The sequence below is a fragment of the Mogibacterium kristiansenii genome (genome assembly GCF_029224645.1).
GTDB lineage: Bacteria > Bacillota > Clostridia > Peptostreptococcales > Anaerovoracaceae > Mogibacterium_A > Mogibacterium_A kristiansenii.
This window is the reverse complement of the sequence record NZ_JAQXUZ010000002.1, coordinates 72,659-88,124: the sequence shown is the minus strand read 5'-3', so window position 1 is coordinate 88,124 and position 15,466 is coordinate 72,659. Positions and strand designations below refer to the sequence as shown.

The 15,466-nt window shown below is 51.9% G+C and carries 13 protein-coding genes and 1 pseudogene; 9 read left to right on the top strand and 5 right to left on the bottom strand.

The window, feature by feature from the left end; translation table 11 throughout:
- Positions 1-294, bottom strand: a pseudogene (locus PUE40_RS08280) (hypothetical protein); the annotation flags it as partial.
- Positions 295-604: 310 nt separating this feature from the next.
- Between PUE40_RS08280 and PUE40_RS01255 the strand changes: the two are divergent.
- A complete protein-coding gene (locus tag PUE40_RS01255) occupies positions 605-1,933 on the top strand; it encodes an ATP-binding protein (RefSeq protein ID WP_277671649.1) in 1,329 nt (442 codons plus the stop codon).
- Positions 1,934-2,035: 102 nt separating this feature from the next.
- Here PUE40_RS01255 and PUE40_RS01250 read toward each other — a convergent pair whose 3' ends face one another.
- From PUE40_RS01250 to PUE40_RS01240, 3 genes are read right to left on the bottom strand one after another with little or no spacing between them, the layout of a single operon-like run.
- A complete protein-coding gene (locus tag PUE40_RS01250) occupies positions 2,036-3,106 on the bottom strand; it encodes an NAD-dependent epimerase/dehydratase family protein (protein WP_277671648.1) in 1,071 nt (356 codons plus the stop codon).
- A gap of 11 nt (positions 3,107-3,117) precedes the next feature.
- Positions 3,118-4,590, bottom strand: coding sequence for a nucleotide sugar dehydrogenase (locus PUE40_RS01245; RefSeq protein ID WP_277671647.1), 1,473 nt, complete (start codon positions 4,588-4,590; stop codon positions 3,118-3,120).
- A 35-nt stretch (positions 4,591-4,625) separates the two neighbouring features.
- Positions 4,626-5,531: a nucleotidyltransferase family protein gene (locus PUE40_RS01240; protein ID WP_277671646.1), complete on the bottom strand. Its 906-nt coding sequence runs from the start codon at positions 5,529-5,531 to the stop codon at positions 4,626-4,628.
- A gap of 352 nt (positions 5,532-5,883) precedes the next feature.
- Here PUE40_RS01240 and PUE40_RS01235 point away from each other — a divergent pair, with 352 nt between their 5' ends.
- From PUE40_RS01235 to PUE40_RS01210, 6 genes are read left to right on the top strand one after another with little or no spacing between them, the layout of a single operon-like run.
- Positions 5,884-7,221, top strand: a complete 1,338-nt coding sequence (locus tag PUE40_RS01235) for a TIGR04283 family arsenosugar biosynthesis glycosyltransferase (protein WP_154554274.1) — start codon at positions 5,884-5,886, stop codon at positions 7,219-7,221.
- 27 nt (positions 7,222-7,248) lie between these two features.
- Positions 7,249-7,935, top strand: a complete 687-nt coding sequence (locus PUE40_RS01230; RefSeq protein WP_154554275.1) for a GntR family transcriptional regulator — start codon at positions 7,249-7,251, stop codon at positions 7,933-7,935.
- Between the two features lie 3 nt (positions 7,936-7,938).
- Positions 7,939-8,457 (top strand): NUDIX hydrolase, encoded by a 519-nt coding sequence (locus PUE40_RS01225; protein WP_154554276.1) that lies wholly within the window; start codon positions 7,939-7,941, stop codon positions 8,455-8,457.
- A 33-nt stretch (positions 8,458-8,490) separates the two neighbouring features.
- Positions 8,491-8,970, top strand: a complete 480-nt coding sequence (locus PUE40_RS01220; RefSeq protein WP_277671645.1) for a metallophosphoesterase — start codon at positions 8,491-8,493, stop codon at positions 8,968-8,970.
- Between the two features lie 39 nt (positions 8,971-9,009).
- The gene (locus tag PUE40_RS01215; RefSeq protein WP_277671644.1) at positions 9,010-10,737 is read left to right on the top strand and encodes a phospho-sugar mutase; all 1,728 of its coding nucleotides are present in this window, start codon (positions 9,010-9,012) and stop codon (positions 10,735-10,737) included.
- A 17-nt stretch (positions 10,738-10,754) separates the two neighbouring features.
- On the top strand, positions 10,755-12,005 hold the full coding sequence (locus PUE40_RS01210) for a glucose-6-phosphate isomerase (RefSeq protein WP_154554279.1): 1,251 nt from the start codon (positions 10,755-10,757) through the stop codon (positions 12,003-12,005).
- 89 nt (positions 12,006-12,094) lie between these two features.
- Here the strand turns inward: PUE40_RS01210 and PUE40_RS01205 are convergent, their stop codons facing one another.
- Positions 12,095-12,505: a helix-turn-helix transcriptional regulator gene (locus PUE40_RS01205; RefSeq protein ID WP_154554280.1), complete on the bottom strand. Its 411-nt coding sequence runs from the start codon at positions 12,503-12,505 to the stop codon at positions 12,095-12,097.
- Positions 12,506-12,673: 168 nt separating this feature from the next.
- Here PUE40_RS01205 and nhaC point away from each other — a divergent pair, with 168 nt between their 5' ends.
- Together nhaC and hydE are read left to right on the top strand one after the other, a co-directional pair.
- Positions 12,674-14,215 carry a Na+/H+ antiporter NhaC gene (gene nhaC / locus PUE40_RS01200; RefSeq protein ID WP_330681512.1) on the top strand — a complete coding sequence of 514 codons (1,542 nt, stop codon included), beginning with the start codon at positions 12,674-12,676 and terminating at the stop codon, positions 14,213-14,215.
- Positions 14,216-14,415: 200 nt separating this feature from the next.
- Positions 14,416-15,456, top strand: coding sequence for a [FeFe] hydrogenase H-cluster radical SAM maturase HydE (hydE, locus tag PUE40_RS01195; protein ID WP_330681510.1), 1,041 nt, complete (start codon positions 14,416-14,418; stop codon positions 15,454-15,456).
- Positions 15,457-15,466 lie beyond the last annotated feature (10 nt).

The window sequence follows — 15,466 nt, the reverse complement described above, 5'->3', positions numbered from 1 at the left end:
AAGCAATGGCTTTTCATCTTCAAGGAATAAGTCCAACCGGCTGCCCTCTTTCTTTTGAAAAAGCTTTCGATTGAATTGTTCCAGTTTTTCTCTGATTGCACGATTTAATTCGGCAAGGGAAAAGAACTGCTCATTCCGAAGCGCTGCTGTTATCCAGGCGGAAGAGATATCTAATTCTTGCGCTCGTTTTAAGACCTTTGCTACGGTATTTCTTGAACACGGAACACTCAATGCTATGTTCCGGTTACTAAATCCCAAGCTTGATAATCTTAGGATTTCACGGTATTTGGTCATAATGGTGACCTCCTGTATAATATATTTACACAATAATTGTGCATAATTCTATTATAAAATAAGTGGCTCATTGTGACCGGAATTATGGCTCATAGTAAAACGGAATTGTGGCTTACTCGCACCGGACAGGTGGCTCATTTGGGCACGGATTATTCATAAAGTGTATATGAGGGACTGCGGGCTCTACAGACTTCTTTCATTGATATATGCATACTTTTGTGATTTGTATTGCATTTTTCAGCCTTTTAAATATAATAAAAGTGTGATTTATAACACGAAATTACCAATAAAAGTGTGAAGAGGCGCATCTATGGAACGATTGATTATAAAAAAACTGCTGGACTGGAAGAACTCTCCCTACCGCAAACCTTTAATCTTGAAAGGTGTCCGGCAGGTGGGAAAAACTTGGGTTTTGAAGGAATTCGGCAAGCGGTATTATGAAAATACCGCCTATTTTAACTTTGATGAAAATGAAGAATACAAACAATTCTTCGAGACCACTAAAGATGTTGATCGCATCTTGCAGAACCTAATGCTGGCCAGCGGGCAGAAGCTTGTGCCGGAAAAGACCCTCATCATCTTCGATGAGGTGCAGGACTGCCCTAAGGTTATCAACTCCATGAAGTATTTCTGCGAGAATGCACCGCAGTATCATATTGCTTGCGCGGGTTCATTGCTGGGTATTGCTCTGGCAAAGCCATCTTCTTTCCCGGTGGGAAAGGTTAACTTCATGCAGATTGATCCGATGACCTTTACAGAGTTCTTATTGGCGAACGGGGATGAGAATTTGGTTAAGTATCTGGAAACGGTAGATACCCTTGAACCAATCCCCGATGCATTCTTCAATCCGCTGTATGAGAAATTAAAGATGTACTATGTCACCGGAGGAATGCCGGAATCTGTTAAGATGTGGACAGAAGCGCGAGATGTTGCTGCCATGCAGGAGGCATTGGCCGGTATCATCGGAGCCTATGAACGTGATTTTGCAAAACATCCCAACATCAACGAGTTCCCAAAGATTTCGATGATCTGGAAATCCATTCCCTCTCAGCTGGCAAGGGAGAACAAGAAGTTCATTTACAGGGTTGTCAAAGAAGGAGCCAGGGCCCGTGAATACGAAGACGCTCTGCAGTGGTTGGTAGATGCCCGCTTGGTGCATAAGATTTACCGCAGCTCAGCGCCCGGTCTTCCGGTGTCAGCTTATGATGACTTGTCTGCCTTTAAGATCTACTTGGTAGATGTCGGTCTTCTTCGCCGTCTTGCACAGTTGGCACCGACTGCTTTCGGGGAGGGAAACCGTCTATTCACTGAATTTAAGGGGGCATTGACCGAGAACTTTGTGCTTCAAACCTTAATCACACAGTTTGAGGTAGTTCCTCGGTACTGGAGCCAAAGTAATCCGCCGTATGAAGTGGATTTCCTCATTCAACGGGAAAATGATATTTTCCCTGTTGAGGTCAAATCGGAAGCCAACACATCCAGCAAGAGCCTGAAGAAATTTAAAGAGTTGTTCCCGGACAAAGTAAAACTTCGCATCCGGTTCTCTCTTAATAATCTCAAATTGGATGATGATGTGCTGAACATTCCGCTGTTCATGGCCGACCAGACAGATCGATTGATTGGGTTAGCGTTGGAATAACTGCAATACTTCATTGCCCTCAAAACTCCTTTGAAAAAGCTGCACCTACGCGAAACGCCCCGGGATCCGTCGTCGGACGAACCCTCGGGGCGTTTCGTTATTTTATACCTTATAGAATTCTTTATACCACTCGGCGAACTTTCTCAGTCCGTCTCTCAGGCCGGTGTTCGGCTTGAAGCCGTAGTCCCGTTCCAGCGCACCGGTGTCCGCATAGGTCACCGGAACATCTCCCGGCTGCATCGGCACCAGCTTTTTATGAGCCTCGAAATCATAGTCGGCCGGAAGAACCTCTGCGCGAATCAGTTCCTCCTGAAGGATGGTCACGAAATCCAACAGGTTTTCCGGATTGCTGTTTCCGATGTTGTATACGGCATATGGCGGAATCGGAAGCCCGTCCTCACCGACTGCTTTCTCCGGCGCACCCTTCATCACGCGCTTCACGCCTTCCACGATATCGTCCACGAAAGTGAAGTCCCGCTTGCAGTTTCCGTAGTTGAAAATCTGAATGGTTTCGCCCTTCCGCAGCTTATTGGTAAAACCAAAATACGCCATGTCCGGTCGTCCGGCCGGTCCGTATACGGTGAAGAACCGGAGACCGGTAGACGGAATATTATACAGCTTGCTGTAGGCATGGGCCAGCAGTTCATTGCTCTTCTTTGTAGCCGCGTAGAGGGAAACCGGGTTGTCCACCTTGTCTTCGGTGCTGTACGGCACTTTTTTGTTGGAGCCGTATACCGAAGAAGAGGAGGCGTATACCAGATGTTCCACCGCCGGTTCGGCATGCCGGCAGGCTTCCAGAATATTATAGAAACCAATCAAGTTACTCTGAATGTATGCATCCGGATTGGTGATGGAATATCTTACGCCCGCCTGCGCTGCGAGGTTTACAACGACCGTCGGCTTGTAATCCGCAAAGAGGCAATCGATTACAGCGCGGTCCGCCAGATCTCCCTTGATAAAATGATAGGAACAGCTGCTCTCGGCAGCGGCTTTTTCAATTTCCGAAAGTCGCCACTCCTTGATGCTTACATCGTAATAATCGTTTACGTTATCCAGCCCGATGATGGTGGCTTCCGACTCGGACTTCAGCAGCTCCAGCACCAGGTTCGAACCGATGAAACCGGCGGAACCGGTCACGAGAATTGTTTTTCCGGTAAGATCGATATTCTGCATGTTCGCCCCCCTTAGTCTCTCTGGAAAATATCTCGAGTATATACCTTCTCCACGACATCGTCCAGGCATTCATCGTACCGGTTGGCGATGATGGCGTGGGACTTGTTTTTGAACCGTTTCAGGTTGTTCACCACCTTGCTTCCGTAGAAAGTGGTTCCGTCTTCCAGGGTTGGCTCGTAGATAATCACGTTGGCGCCCTTGGCCTTGATTCGCTTCATAACGCCCTGAATGGAAGACTGCCGGAAGTTATCCGAGTTGCTCTTCATGGTCAGGCGGTACACACCGATGGTGACGTTCTTCTCTGCATCGTGTTCCGCATCGTATTCGCTGTTCGCACCGTATGCACCCGCCATCTCCAGCACCTGGTCCGCGATGAAATCCTTCCGGGTCCGGTTGGATTCCACGATGGCCGTCATCATTTCCTGGGGCACATCCGCGTAGTTGGCCAGCAGCTGCTTGGTGTCCTTTGGCAGGCAGTAGCCGCCGTAGCCGAAGGACGGGTTGTTGTAGTGGTCGCCGATGCGGGGATCGAGGCACACACCCTTGATGATTTCCTGAGTGCTCAGGCCCTTCATCTCCGCGTAGGTGTCCAGTTCGTTGAAGTAGGAAACCCGCAGGGCCAGGTAGGTGTTGGCGAAGAGTTTTACCGCCTCTGCCTCCGTAAAGCCCATGAACAGGGTATCGATGTTCTCCTTAATGGCGCCCTGCTGCAGGAGGGTGGCAAAGGTCCGGGCCTTCTCCTTGCTGTCCTCATCGCAGGAAACGATGATGCGGGAAGGGTACAGATTGTCGTACAGCGCCTTGGATTCTCGCAGGAACTCCGGGCTGAAAATGATGTTTTTGGTGTGGTACTTCTCCCGAACGGAGGCGGTGAATCCCACCGGAATGGTGGACTTGATGATCATCGTGGCATCCGGGTTCACCTTCAGAACCAGCTCGATGACCGCTTCCACGGCGGAGCAGTCGAAGAAATTCTTCTTGCTGTCGTAGTTGGTCGGGGTGGCGATGATGACGTATTCCGCGTTTCGGTACGCCTCCTCTCCGTCCAGGGTAGCGGTGATATCCAGGTCTTTGTGGGCCAGGTAATCCTCGATGTAATCGTCCTGAATGGTGGATTCCCGGCGGTTGATTTTGTCCACCCGTTCCTCCAAAATGTCCACGCAGGTGACCGGATTGTGCTGCGCCAGCAGGGTGGCTATGCTGAGCCCCACGTAACCCGTGCCCGCAACGGCAATCTTGTACTTCCGGTCTGCTTTTACATGAGCCCCATGCTCCTCCGCAAAAACATCCGTCGGGTCGAACTCCAGCGCCTCCGCCAGATTCTGCAGCTGCTTGATGGAAGGCACGTAGTTGTGGTTCTCCATATGGCTGATCATGGTTCGGTTCATGCCGCACTTCTCCGCCAGATCCTTCTTCGTCATCCCCAAAGCCTCCCGCCGGGCCTGAACGGTGGAAATGAGCTTGTCCATGGATAATTTCTTCATATCGATTCCTTTCATATATCAATCATAAAAATATTTTACACCAAATCGTCGAACAACTCTTCCGTATAGATTCCGCCTTGGATCAGCTTGGCGAAGCTCTTCCGGACTTCCGGCACGTCTTCCTTATAGGTCATGCCGTACCACGTGTCGTCGGTGGGGAGAACTTTGACGGTAATACCGTCCGCCTCCAGAAGATCGCCCACGTGGATGGGAATCAGGAACTCGGATTTCAGCGGGTTCTCGGGAACTTCCTTGCGGAAGAAATCCCGGAAGCCCTGCTCCAGCTGCTGCAGGTACTCCGGCTGGAATCCCCACATGTTCATGGAGACCGGAGAGTCGATGTCGATGGCGGTGCCGTCCGCTTCCGCGCCCTCCGGCGTCTTTCGGATGTTCTTGGTTTCCTTGATCCGGGTGAGATAGTGATCCTTCATGTGGCAGATGCCCCGGGTGACGCCCCCGTTGTCCGACAGGGTGTTCTTCAGCACGAAGCCCGCCATGCAGTGCTCCCCGTTCTCCGAGGTGAGGGCCTCGTGAATCCGGCGGAATCCCTCTTTGCCGTAGTAGTCATCGGCATTGATCACGATGAAAGGTTCCCGAATCAGATCTTTGGCCGCCAGCACCGCCTGTCCGGTGCCCCAAGGTTTGGTGCGGCCTTCCGGCAGCTCTCCCGGGATATCGCGGATATCCTGGAAGGCGTAGTGCACTTCCACGCCGCACTTTCGGCAGACGGTTTCGATTCGGTTTCCGATCACTTCTCGGAAATCCGCTTCGATATCCTTTCGGATGATAAAAATAATTTTGTTAAAGCCGGCTTCGACGGCATCGTGGATGGAATAATCCATAATGATGTGGCCGTTGGTATCTACCGGTTCCAGCTGTTTAATGCCGCCCCCGAAGCGAGAACCGATACCCGCCGCCATAATTACGAGTGATGTTTTCATAGTCTTTTTCCTGTTCTTTGTGTTGCATAAATAAGTAGAAATGATATTCAGAATACCACAAAGGATATTATAAATATCACACGAAGTATATATATTATAGCACAAAGCGAACGGTTTTTGACAAAAAATATTAAATTATGCTATTAATAATAATGCAAACTGTGGTATAATAGCACTCGGCAACGTGTCGATTCTGTGGCAAATACAAAAAATGAATTTGCCGGTCACCGAGAAAACAAATAATCGATATAAATTAAGCAATGTTTATGATAAAATAATATGAAACATTATGACTTTTTATATCTTTTTTGAGATAAGAACAGCAGATAGGAAATAGGATAATCGGATTAGTATGAATCAGGCAGTAGTTGTTTTTACCAGAATCCCGGAAGCGGGAAGAACCAAAACGAGATTGATGCCCTATTTGAAGCCGGAGGAGTGTGCCGGACTGCACATGGCGTTCCTGCAGGACCTTTCGGAGGCCTTGACGGACACCATCGCAGACGTGTTCGTGGCATATACCGGTGGCGGACCCAACGAAGGGGCATTCCGAGAACTGTTCCCGGGGGCGCAGTTCTTCGAACAGGAAGGAGACGGTCTGGGGGAGCGGATGTACAATGCGCTGAGCCGGGCTATGTCCGTGGGATATGAGCGGTGCATCCTCATCGGAACGGATGTCCCGTACGCGGACAAAGTGGATTTCAACCGTGCCTTCACCATTCTTCGGGAGAAGGATTACGTGCTGGGACCCACGGAAGACGGCGGATATTGGCTGATTGGAGCCCGGGCCGGAGAAGAGCGCATGATGAAGCCGCTTTTTTCCCTGGGCGAGTACAGCCATTCGGAAGTGCTTCAGGATACACTGGAGATGATTCCAAGCTGGAAGGGTTACGGCCTTCTGGAGGAGAAGTGGGATATCGACACCATCGAGGATTTGCTCCTGTTCCGGGAAAGTGCGAAAGGCCATTCCGGGGAGTACTTGAAAAAACACCATGTCATTTCCGTCATCGTTCCCGTGTACAACGAGGTGGCGCTGGTGCAGCCTTTTGTGAAGAATCTGGAGCGGCTGGAGGGCCGGTGCGAGATCATCTTCGTGGACGGCGGCAGCAGTGACGGAACCCGGGCGGTGCTCCGGGAAGCGGAAGCCGAGAGCGGCGGAAAGATTCGTTTCCTGGAAAGTTCAAAGGGCCGGGGAATGCAGATGAATATCGGTGCGGAGGCGGCCAACGGGGACATCCTGTTCTTCTTGCACATCGATGCGGAGCTGCCGGAACATCCGGTGGAAGAGATCCTTTCGGTGATGGAGAAGGTGGACGCGGGCTGCTTCGGAATCCGTTTCCGCAGCCGGAACTTCTTCATGTGGACCAACCGGGTGATTTCCAACCGGCGGGCGGCGAAAGGCATTATTTTCGGCGATCAGGGACTCTTTATCAAGCGGGAGGTGTTCTACGAAGCGGGCATGTTCCCGGAGATCCCGATTATGGAAGATTATCAGTTCGCCCTGACGCTGCGGGAGATGGGCGTTGCCACGGCCATGACGGAGAACACCCTGCTGGTGTCCGATCGGCGCTACCGGGGAAGCACCATCCGCAAACTGATGGTGATGAAGCATATGGCGGACCTGCGGAAACGTTACCGGGCGGGCGAAGACCCGGTGAAACTGTTTGAAGAATATCCGGATATCCGCTAGTCGGGATGAAGAAACGAGGTGACCGTAATGGATGTGAAGAACAACAAAGTGGACGCAAACGGAAAAAAACGAAAATACATATATGAATCCAGATATCAGCAGATTGCTGTGGAGCTGGCGCAGAAAATCGCGGACGGCTGGTACACCGTCGGGGAGAAAATCAGCGCTCGCTCCACCCTGGCCAGCAACTACAACGTCTCTCCGGAGACGGCGCGGAAAGCGGTGAATATTCTGGTGGATCTGGGCATCGTGACCATTCGTCAGGGAAGCGGAACCTATGTGGCTTCCCGGGAGAAGGCCCACCTCTTCGTGGAGCGGTATAAGAATACGGTATCCATGCAGGAGATTCGACGGGAGATATCGGATTGCGTGAACCGGCAGCAGGAGGAGCTGGACCATCTGTCCAAGCTGCTGAAAACCCTGGTGGGACAGACGAAGCGAAGCCATTCCACCGCTTCTTTCGTACCGTACGATATCCGCATCGATGAGCACTGTGCGTATCTGGGCAAATCCATCGGCGAGCTGAATATTTGGCAGCAGACCGGGGCCACAATCGTAGCGATCAAAAGAAGCACGGATTACGTGATTTCCCCGGGACCGTACGAACGAATTCATGAGAACGACGTGATTCTTTTTGTGGGAAACGAACTGTCCAAACAGCGGATGAACAACCTCTTCGACGTGCTTGAAGAGTCGGAGGAGGCGGAAGAGTAACCCATGAAGACGGCGATGAGCACTCTGTGCTACATTCAGCAGGAGGTCCGGGGACGGGAATCCTACCTGATGCTGCACCGGGTGACGAAGAAGAACGATATCAACCACGACAAGTGGATCGGCGTGGGAGGTCATTTCGAAAAAGGAGAGAGTCCGGAGGAATGCATTCTCCGGGAGACCCGGGAGGAAACGGGGTACACCTTGCGGGAGTACCGATTCCGGGGGCTGGTGACCTTCTGCTACGGCGATGAAGTGACGGAATACATGCACCTGTTCACCGCGACGGCTTTTGACGGCGAGGGAATTCCCTGCGACGAAGGGGTGCTGGAATGGGTTCCCATGGACGAAATCGGAACGCTGGAGCTATGGACGGGAGACCGGATTTTTCTGAGCCTCCTGTGCGAACGGGAAGAGTTCTTTTCTCTAAAGCTGCAGTACGCTTTGGACGACACCTTGGAGTACGCAGCGCTGGACGGAGAAGAAATGGATTATGAGGAATATCTGGAGACGCACCGAATCTAGCGCGGCGGAGTTTCCGAAGGATGGGACGGATTGATGAATATTTTAGTTGTAAGCGATACGCACGCCGCGATTGACCGGGCAGAGGAGATGTACCGGCGGCTGAGTGAAGGGATGACTATCGATGCCCTGATTCACTGCGGGGACCACTACACGGATGCCCTGAAACTGGGGGAACGGCTGGGTCTACCGGTAACCTGCGTCCATGGAAACTGCGATGGTCAGATGACGCGGGAGGTACAGGTACTGGAAACCCCTGCCGGCCGAATCGCGGTGACTCACGGGCACACGGAGAACGTCAAGTGGCACCTTCAGAACCTGTGCTATCTGGCGGAAGAGTACAATTGCCGGTGTGTTTGTTTTGGCCACACCCACGTGCCGGTGAACGAGACTGTGGCGGGCATTCACCTGTTGAATCCCGGGAGCCTGACGAATCCACGGGGCGGGAGCAAACCTTCCTGCGCCTTGATTGTGGCGACGGAAAAAAACCTGACCGCCACCATTGTGAACTATTAGAACTGCCCGGATCAGGCAGAGTAAGGAGATCTGGAACGAATGAATTATCTGGACAATTATCACCGCTGGCTGGAAAGCGACGCGGTGGATGAGGACACAAAAAAAGAATTACGGGAAATCCAGGGGAATCCGGAGGAAATCGAGAGCCGGTTCACTTCCATGCTGGAGTTCGGTACGGCGGGACTGCGAGGCGTGATGCAGGCCGGATTGAACGGCATGAACGTGTACACGGTGCGCCATGCCACTCAGGCATTCGCCAACATCATTCGGAATTGCGGAGAGAGCATCGGTGACGGCGTGACCATCGCCCACGACTGCCGGAACAATTCCAGGGCCTTCGCCTGCGAAGCGGCGTCCGTGTTGATGGCCAACGGAATTCACGTGAATCTTTTCGAGGATCTGAGACCGACACCGGAGCTGTCTTTTGCCATCCGGGAGACCGATTCCATTGCGGGCATCAACATTACCGCCAGCCACAACACCAAAGAATTCAATGGTTACAAGGCGTACTGGGCGGATGGGGCGCAGATGCCGCCGGAGCATGCCGAAAAGGTGTCTCAGGAGATGGCGCGCATCGATATTTTCGATGATATTCAGCTCATCGACCTGGAGGAAGCGGCCTCCGGAGGGCTGCTCACCATTATCGGTGCGGAGATGGACGAAAAATACATGAGCGCGGTGCTGGCTCAGTCCGTGGGCCGGGAGTTCGTGGCCGCGGCGCCGGATGATTTTGAAATTGTTTTTACCCCATTCCACGGGGCCGGATATCGGCTGGTGCCGGAGGTACTGCATCGAATCGGAATGAAGCACATCATTCCGGTGCCGGAGCAGATGGTGGTGGACGGGAACTTCCCCACCGTGGCGTCGCCGAACCCGGAGAATGTGGAGGGCTTTAAGATGGCCATCGCTCTGGCGAAGGAGAAGGATTCGGAGCTGATCATCGGAACGGATCCGGATGCGGACCGCTGCGGCGTGGTGGTTCGGAACGGCGAGGAGTATCAGGCACTCACCGGGAACCAGATCGGTGTGCTCTTGCTGGACTACCTGATTACGGTCCGCAAAGCCAAGGGGATTCTGCCGGAGAATGCGGCGGCGGTGAAAAGCATTGTCACCACGCCGATGGCGAACCGAATCTGCGAAATGAACGACGTCTCCATTCACGAGGTTTTCACCGGATTTAAATTTATCGGGGAGAAAATCAAGGAGTTCCGGGAGACCGGCGAATACAATTTCATCTTTGGATTCGAGGAGAGCATCGGCTTCCTGGCGGGCACCTATGCCCGGGACAAGGACGCGGTGGTGGCCTCCATGCTGGTGGCGGAGATGGCTTGCTACTACCGAAACCGGAATATGAATCTGGTGCAGGCATTGCAGGCACTCTACGAAAAATACGGGTTCTATCGGGAACATACCACTTCCGTTCAGTACGAGGGATTTGATGCCGGCGAGAAGATGCGCGCCCGGATGGATCGAATCCGCGAAGAAGTCCCGACGGAAATCGGACTTCCGGTTCTTCGAATTCGGGATTACGAAAAACAGGAAATTCTGGACCGGGCTACCGGCGAACGGGTGTCCACCGGAATGGAACCGTCCAACGTGCTCTACTACGAGCTGGCGGACCGCTGCAACCTGGCGGTTCGGCCATCCGGAACGGAACCGAAAATTAAAATCTATGTGATGGCACAGGGGGATTCCATGGAGAAGGCGGAGGCCAATCTCCGATGCATTGAAGACGGCATAATGGAAATGCTGAAACGAGAGAATTAACCGGAAAGGATAAATGGATGGATATTCGCGTGAACCTGAATTATTCGGGAGTCGACGAAGAAGCAATTAAGAACGGAAGAGATGCGGCAGCAGAAAAACTTCGGGCGCTGTGGTCTGGGGAAATGGAGTACACCGGTTGGGTGGATTACCCGGCACGGTGCAGCGAAGAAGAGATTCGCCGGCTGGAAGAGACGGCGGATGGCATTCGCGGAAACAGCGAGGTTTTTCTGGTTCTGGGGGCTGGCGGATCCTTTATGGGGGCAAAAGCAGTAATCGATCTGCTGCAGTCTCCGGATTCCGGCATGGAAGTGATTTTCGCAGGATACAATTTCAGCGCTCGCTACGTGATGGAGATTATGCGGCGGGTAGGCGACCGGGATGTGTCCCTTTGCGTGATATCCAAATCCGGCACCACTATGGAAACCCTGACCGCGTACAGCATATTTGAAAAATGGATGAAGGAACGGTACGGGTCGGAAGCCGTTTCCCGCATCTACGTGATTACCGGGGAGGAGTCCAACTATCTCCGGAACAAGGCGGAAGAAGAAGGCATTTCTTGCTTCAGCCTGGAGAAAAACATCGGCGGACGGTATTCCGTGTTCTCGCCGGTAGGGCTGTTGCCGATTGCGGTGGCGGGGATTTCCATTCGGGAATTCCTGAACGGCGGAAAGGCGCTGGCGAAGGCAGAGGCTTTTGAGGGAGATGCTCTGGACTATGCCATTGCCCGGCAGGAACTGTACGCCCGGGGACGGAACGTGGAAGTCTTTGAGTCTTTCGATCCCTATTTCAATTACTTCGGGGAGTGGCTGAAACAGCTCTTCGGGGAAAGTGAAGGAAAAGAAGGAAAAGGAATACTTCCGTATACTTTAATATTCAGCCGGGACCTCCATTCCATGGGCCAGTTCCTGCAGCAGGGTCACCCTTGCTTCTTCGAAACGCTGTTCACCCTCTCAGAAGAGGGAACCGGCGCGGCCATGGATTACCCGATTCCGGAAACGGCACTGGATTACCTGGTGGGCAAAACCCTGAACCAGATCAATAAATGCGCGGAGCGGGGCGTCTTCGATGCCCACGTGAAGGCGGGGATTCCGGTCATCGAGATCTCCATGCCGAGTCAGGATGCGTACCACGTGGGAATGCTGATGTATTTCTTCGAAGTGCAGTGCGCCGTGTCGGCGCTGCTGGCGGAGGTGTGTCCTTTCGACCAGCCGGGCGTGGAGGCCTACAAGCGGGAGACCCGGGCCCACATTCGAGAACTTGCGGAATAGGTGCTGTGTGCCGGCGCCGCAAAAAGCAAAAAAGCAACTCGCTAAAACGAGTTGCTTTTTCTATTTCACAATCCTACCACCGGAAATGTTTACTTCTTTGTGCGTACGCTGTAGAACCGGCTGAGAAGCTGGTTCAGCATTACGATTTCGTCGGAAGTGAGCATGCCGATTTTCTGAACAACCGGAATGGTTTCCGGTCGTTTCTGCAATGCATGCAACGCTTGCTTGAGTGACGGGTTCTGCTCAATTGTCTTTGCAAGGGCCAGTGCCTTCGGATCAACATCGTATTTTGCTGCTTCATCGCTTTCTTCCAAAATTTCAGAAAGACTGATACCAAAATGTTCCGAAATTCTTCTTGCTACGGCCATCCGTGGAACGGCTACACCATTTTCCCAGGTTGAGACTGCCTTATCCGTTACACCAGCAATTTCCCCGAGCTGTCCTTGTGTTAAGGAATAATTCTTCCTTAATGCCTTAATGTTGTCTGCTATTGTCTTCATAGGTCCTCATCCTTTTGTTTACCCCAGAGTACTAGCTTGTTAAACTCTCAACTTATTATATGTTTTCTTAAAAAAAAACGCAATAGAAAATCTCACAAAATTTACAAATAAATCTATATAATAAAAAGAAACAGTGTGTTATAATAATAGCAATATTAGTTTTAGTGTATGTTGGCAGTTGAGAAAAACGAAGCTGGCTGGCAATCCGTAGAACGGAGGAACGATTATATGAATATATTTACTGCTGAACGGGAGAAAAAACCGGTGAAACTTTACCATGCAATTATCTCATTCCTAGGACTCGTTATTGTGATGTCTGTAGGTATTGTGAAATTTGGCGTAGATCCCCATATTCCGATGTTTATTGGAGTGATTATTACGGCAATTGTATCCCTCTCCTTGGGATTTAGCTGGAGTGAAATCGAACATATGATGGTGGATGGAATTTCCAAAGCCATGCAGTCCATCTTAATTCTGGCAATCGTTGGAATGATGATTGGTGTATGGCTGTTGTCCGGAACCATTCCGACCATGATTTATTACGGTCTGACATTGCTCCGCCCGTCCATCTTCCTGATTGCGGCGGTGCTGATTTGTTCCATCACCTCTCTGGCAACGGGTACTTCCTGGGGAACCATGGGAACCATGGGTCTTGCACTGATGGGAATCGGTCACGGGCTGGGAATGCCGGTGGGACCGACTGCCGGAGCGATTCTGGCCGGAGCGTATTTCGGCGATAAGATGTCGCCGCTGTCCGATACCACGAACTTGGCACCGGCAATGGCCGGAACGGACGTGTTCACTCACGTGAAGTTCATGCTTCGCTCCACTCTATTCACCTATGCAATCGCACTGGTATTCTTCGGATTTATCGGATTCCGATTTGCATCCGGTGGAACCGCTGATACTTCCCAGGCACAGATTCTGATGGAAGGACTTAAAAACAATTTCAACATCAATCCGATATTGCTTCTGCCGCCGCTGGTGGTAATTCTGGCCATTGCATTGAAGATTCCGGCCATTCCGGGAATCACGTTAGGACTGCTTTCCGCAGCGGTGATGGCACCGATTTTCCAGGGAAATCTGAAGATTTTCAGTGATTCGCTGGAATACCTGCATACCGGCGTTACCTTTGGTGATATTCTGAGTGTTGGCAGAAACGGCTTCTTCTGCAAGACGGAAGTGGATGCGCTGAACAGCCTGCTGACCACCGGAGGCCTGATGAACATGGCTTCTTCCATTCTGATGACCGTCATCGCCATGATGTTTGGAGGAATCATGGAAGGCACCGGACAGCTGGCGGTAGTAATCGAAGCGATTATCAAGAGAATTCACAGTGCAGCGGGTCTGGTGGGCGTAACGGAACTCACCTGCTTCCTGTCCAATATCGTGATGCCGGAACAGTACATCTCCATCCTGGTTCCGGGCAGAATGTATGCACCGGCATACCGGAAGGAAGGCCTGCACCCGAAGACATTGTCCAACGCACTGGAATCTGCCGGAACGGTTACATCCTGTCTCGTTCCGTGGAACACCTGCGGAATGTTCATTGCCACCACGCTGGGTGTAACCACCGCACAGTATCTGCCATGGGCAGTGTTCAACTACATGATGCCACTCGTATGCTTCGTAATGGCATTCTTCGGAATCACCGTTGCAAAGATGACGCCGGAAGAACAGGCGCGCGCCAATGCCGGCGAAATCGTATAGTATTTTTACGAAATATCTCATTCATAGACTATAAAAAAACAGGTTCGGATTGCGGAAGCGCCCGGACCTGTTGTGATATTTCATAAAAAATATAAACGATTTGTCTCGAATGTTCAATTTTTCATACCATGTATTGGAGATGGAATGCATGTATGATAAAATGAAGCGGTAGAGGTAGAAATATGGGAAAACTACAGCCATTGATAGATAAATTGCACGAGAATCACATTTTGTCGGCGACGGAATATGTGGAACTTCTGGAACAGCGGAACCCGGAGGATACGGAGTTCATGAGAAAGCTGGCACAGGAAGAGGCGCAGAAGGTGTTCGGCAATCGGATTTACGTGCGGGGATTGATTGAATTCTCAAATTATTGTCGGAACGATTGCTTGTATTGCGGGATTCGCCGAAGCAATGCCAAGGCGGATCGGTATCGTCTGACGAAGGAAGAAATTCTGGCTTGCTGCAGAGCCGGATACGGGTTCGGTTTCCGGACGTTCGTGCTTCAGAGCGGCGAGGATATGGGGTTCAGCGCTGAGACGATTTGCGATATCGTGAAGAGCATTCGGATGGAATTTCCGGACTGCGCCATCACCCTCTCGGTGGGGGAACGGAGCCGGGAAAGCTACGAAGCGTTCTACCGGGCTGGAGCGGAGCGATATCTGCTTCGTCATGAGACGGCATCGGAGGCGTTGTACGAGAAGCTCCATCCGAAAGAATTGACGCTGGCCAACCGGATGCGGTGCTTGCGGGACTTGAAGGATATCGGGTTCCAGGTGGGAGCCGGATTCATGGTGGGCGCGCCGGGACAGACGGTGGAACATCTGGCGCAGGATTTTCTGTATCTGGCGGAGCTGAAGCCGCACATGATCGGTATCGGGCCGTTCATCCATCATCAGGACACGCCGTTTCGGGATTGTCCGGACGGAACCCTGGAGATGACATTGTACTGCTTGAGCATACTTCGTCTGATGTTTCCGAACGTGCTTTTACCCGCCACCACGGCGCTTGGAACCATTGACCCAAGGGGGCGCGAGCTGGGCGTGGAAGCCGGAGCGAATGTCATCATGCCCAGCCTTTCGCCGAAGGAGGTGCGGGGAAAGTACCTTCTGTACGACGGAAAGATTTGTACCGGGGAGGAGGCAGCGGAATGTCACGCCTGCCTGGAGAATCGGATGAAATATATTGGATATCAAATAGTCACGGACCGGGGAGATTATCCGGGATGGACGAGAGAATAAAAGGAGGAAT

Bases quoted from the DNA above. Each gene is read 5' to 3' on its own strand.
- PUE40_RS01255 (WP_277671649.1), top strand. From the start codon at position 605: ATGGAACGATTGATTATAAAAAAACTGCTGGACTGGAAGAACTCTCCC.
- PUE40_RS01250 (WP_277671648.1), bottom strand. From the start codon at position 3,106: ATGCAGAATATCGATCTTACCGGAAAAACAATTCTCGTGACCGGTTCC.
- PUE40_RS01245 (WP_277671647.1), bottom strand. From the start codon at position 4,590: ATGAAGAAATTATCCATGGACAAGCTCATTTCCACCGTTCAGGCCCGG.
- PUE40_RS01240 (WP_277671646.1), bottom strand. From the start codon at position 5,531: ATGAAAACATCACTCGTAATTATGGCGGCGGGTATCGGTTCTCGCTTC.
- PUE40_RS01235 (WP_154554274.1), top strand. From the start codon at position 5,884: ATGAATCAGGCAGTAGTTGTTTTTACCAGAATCCCGGAAGCGGGAAGA.
- PUE40_RS01230 (WP_154554275.1), top strand. From the start codon at position 7,249: ATGGATGTGAAGAACAACAAAGTGGACGCAAACGGAAAAAAACGAAAA.
- PUE40_RS01225 (WP_154554276.1), top strand. From the start codon at position 7,939: ATGAAGACGGCGATGAGCACTCTGTGCTACATTCAGCAGGAGGTCCGG.
- PUE40_RS01220 (WP_277671645.1), top strand. From the start codon at position 8,491: ATGAATATTTTAGTTGTAAGCGATACGCACGCCGCGATTGACCGGGCA.
- PUE40_RS01215 (WP_277671644.1), top strand. From the start codon at position 9,010: ATGAATTATCTGGACAATTATCACCGCTGGCTGGAAAGCGACGCGGTG.
- PUE40_RS01210 (WP_154554279.1), top strand. From the start codon at position 10,755: ATGGATATTCGCGTGAACCTGAATTATTCGGGAGTCGACGAAGAAGCA.
- PUE40_RS01205 (WP_154554280.1), bottom strand. From the start codon at position 12,505: ATGAAGACAATAGCAGACAACATTAAGGCATTAAGGAAGAATTATTCC.
- nhaC (WP_330681512.1), top strand. From the start codon at position 12,674: ATGTTGGCAGTTGAGAAAAACGAAGCTGGCTGGCAATCCGTAGAACGG.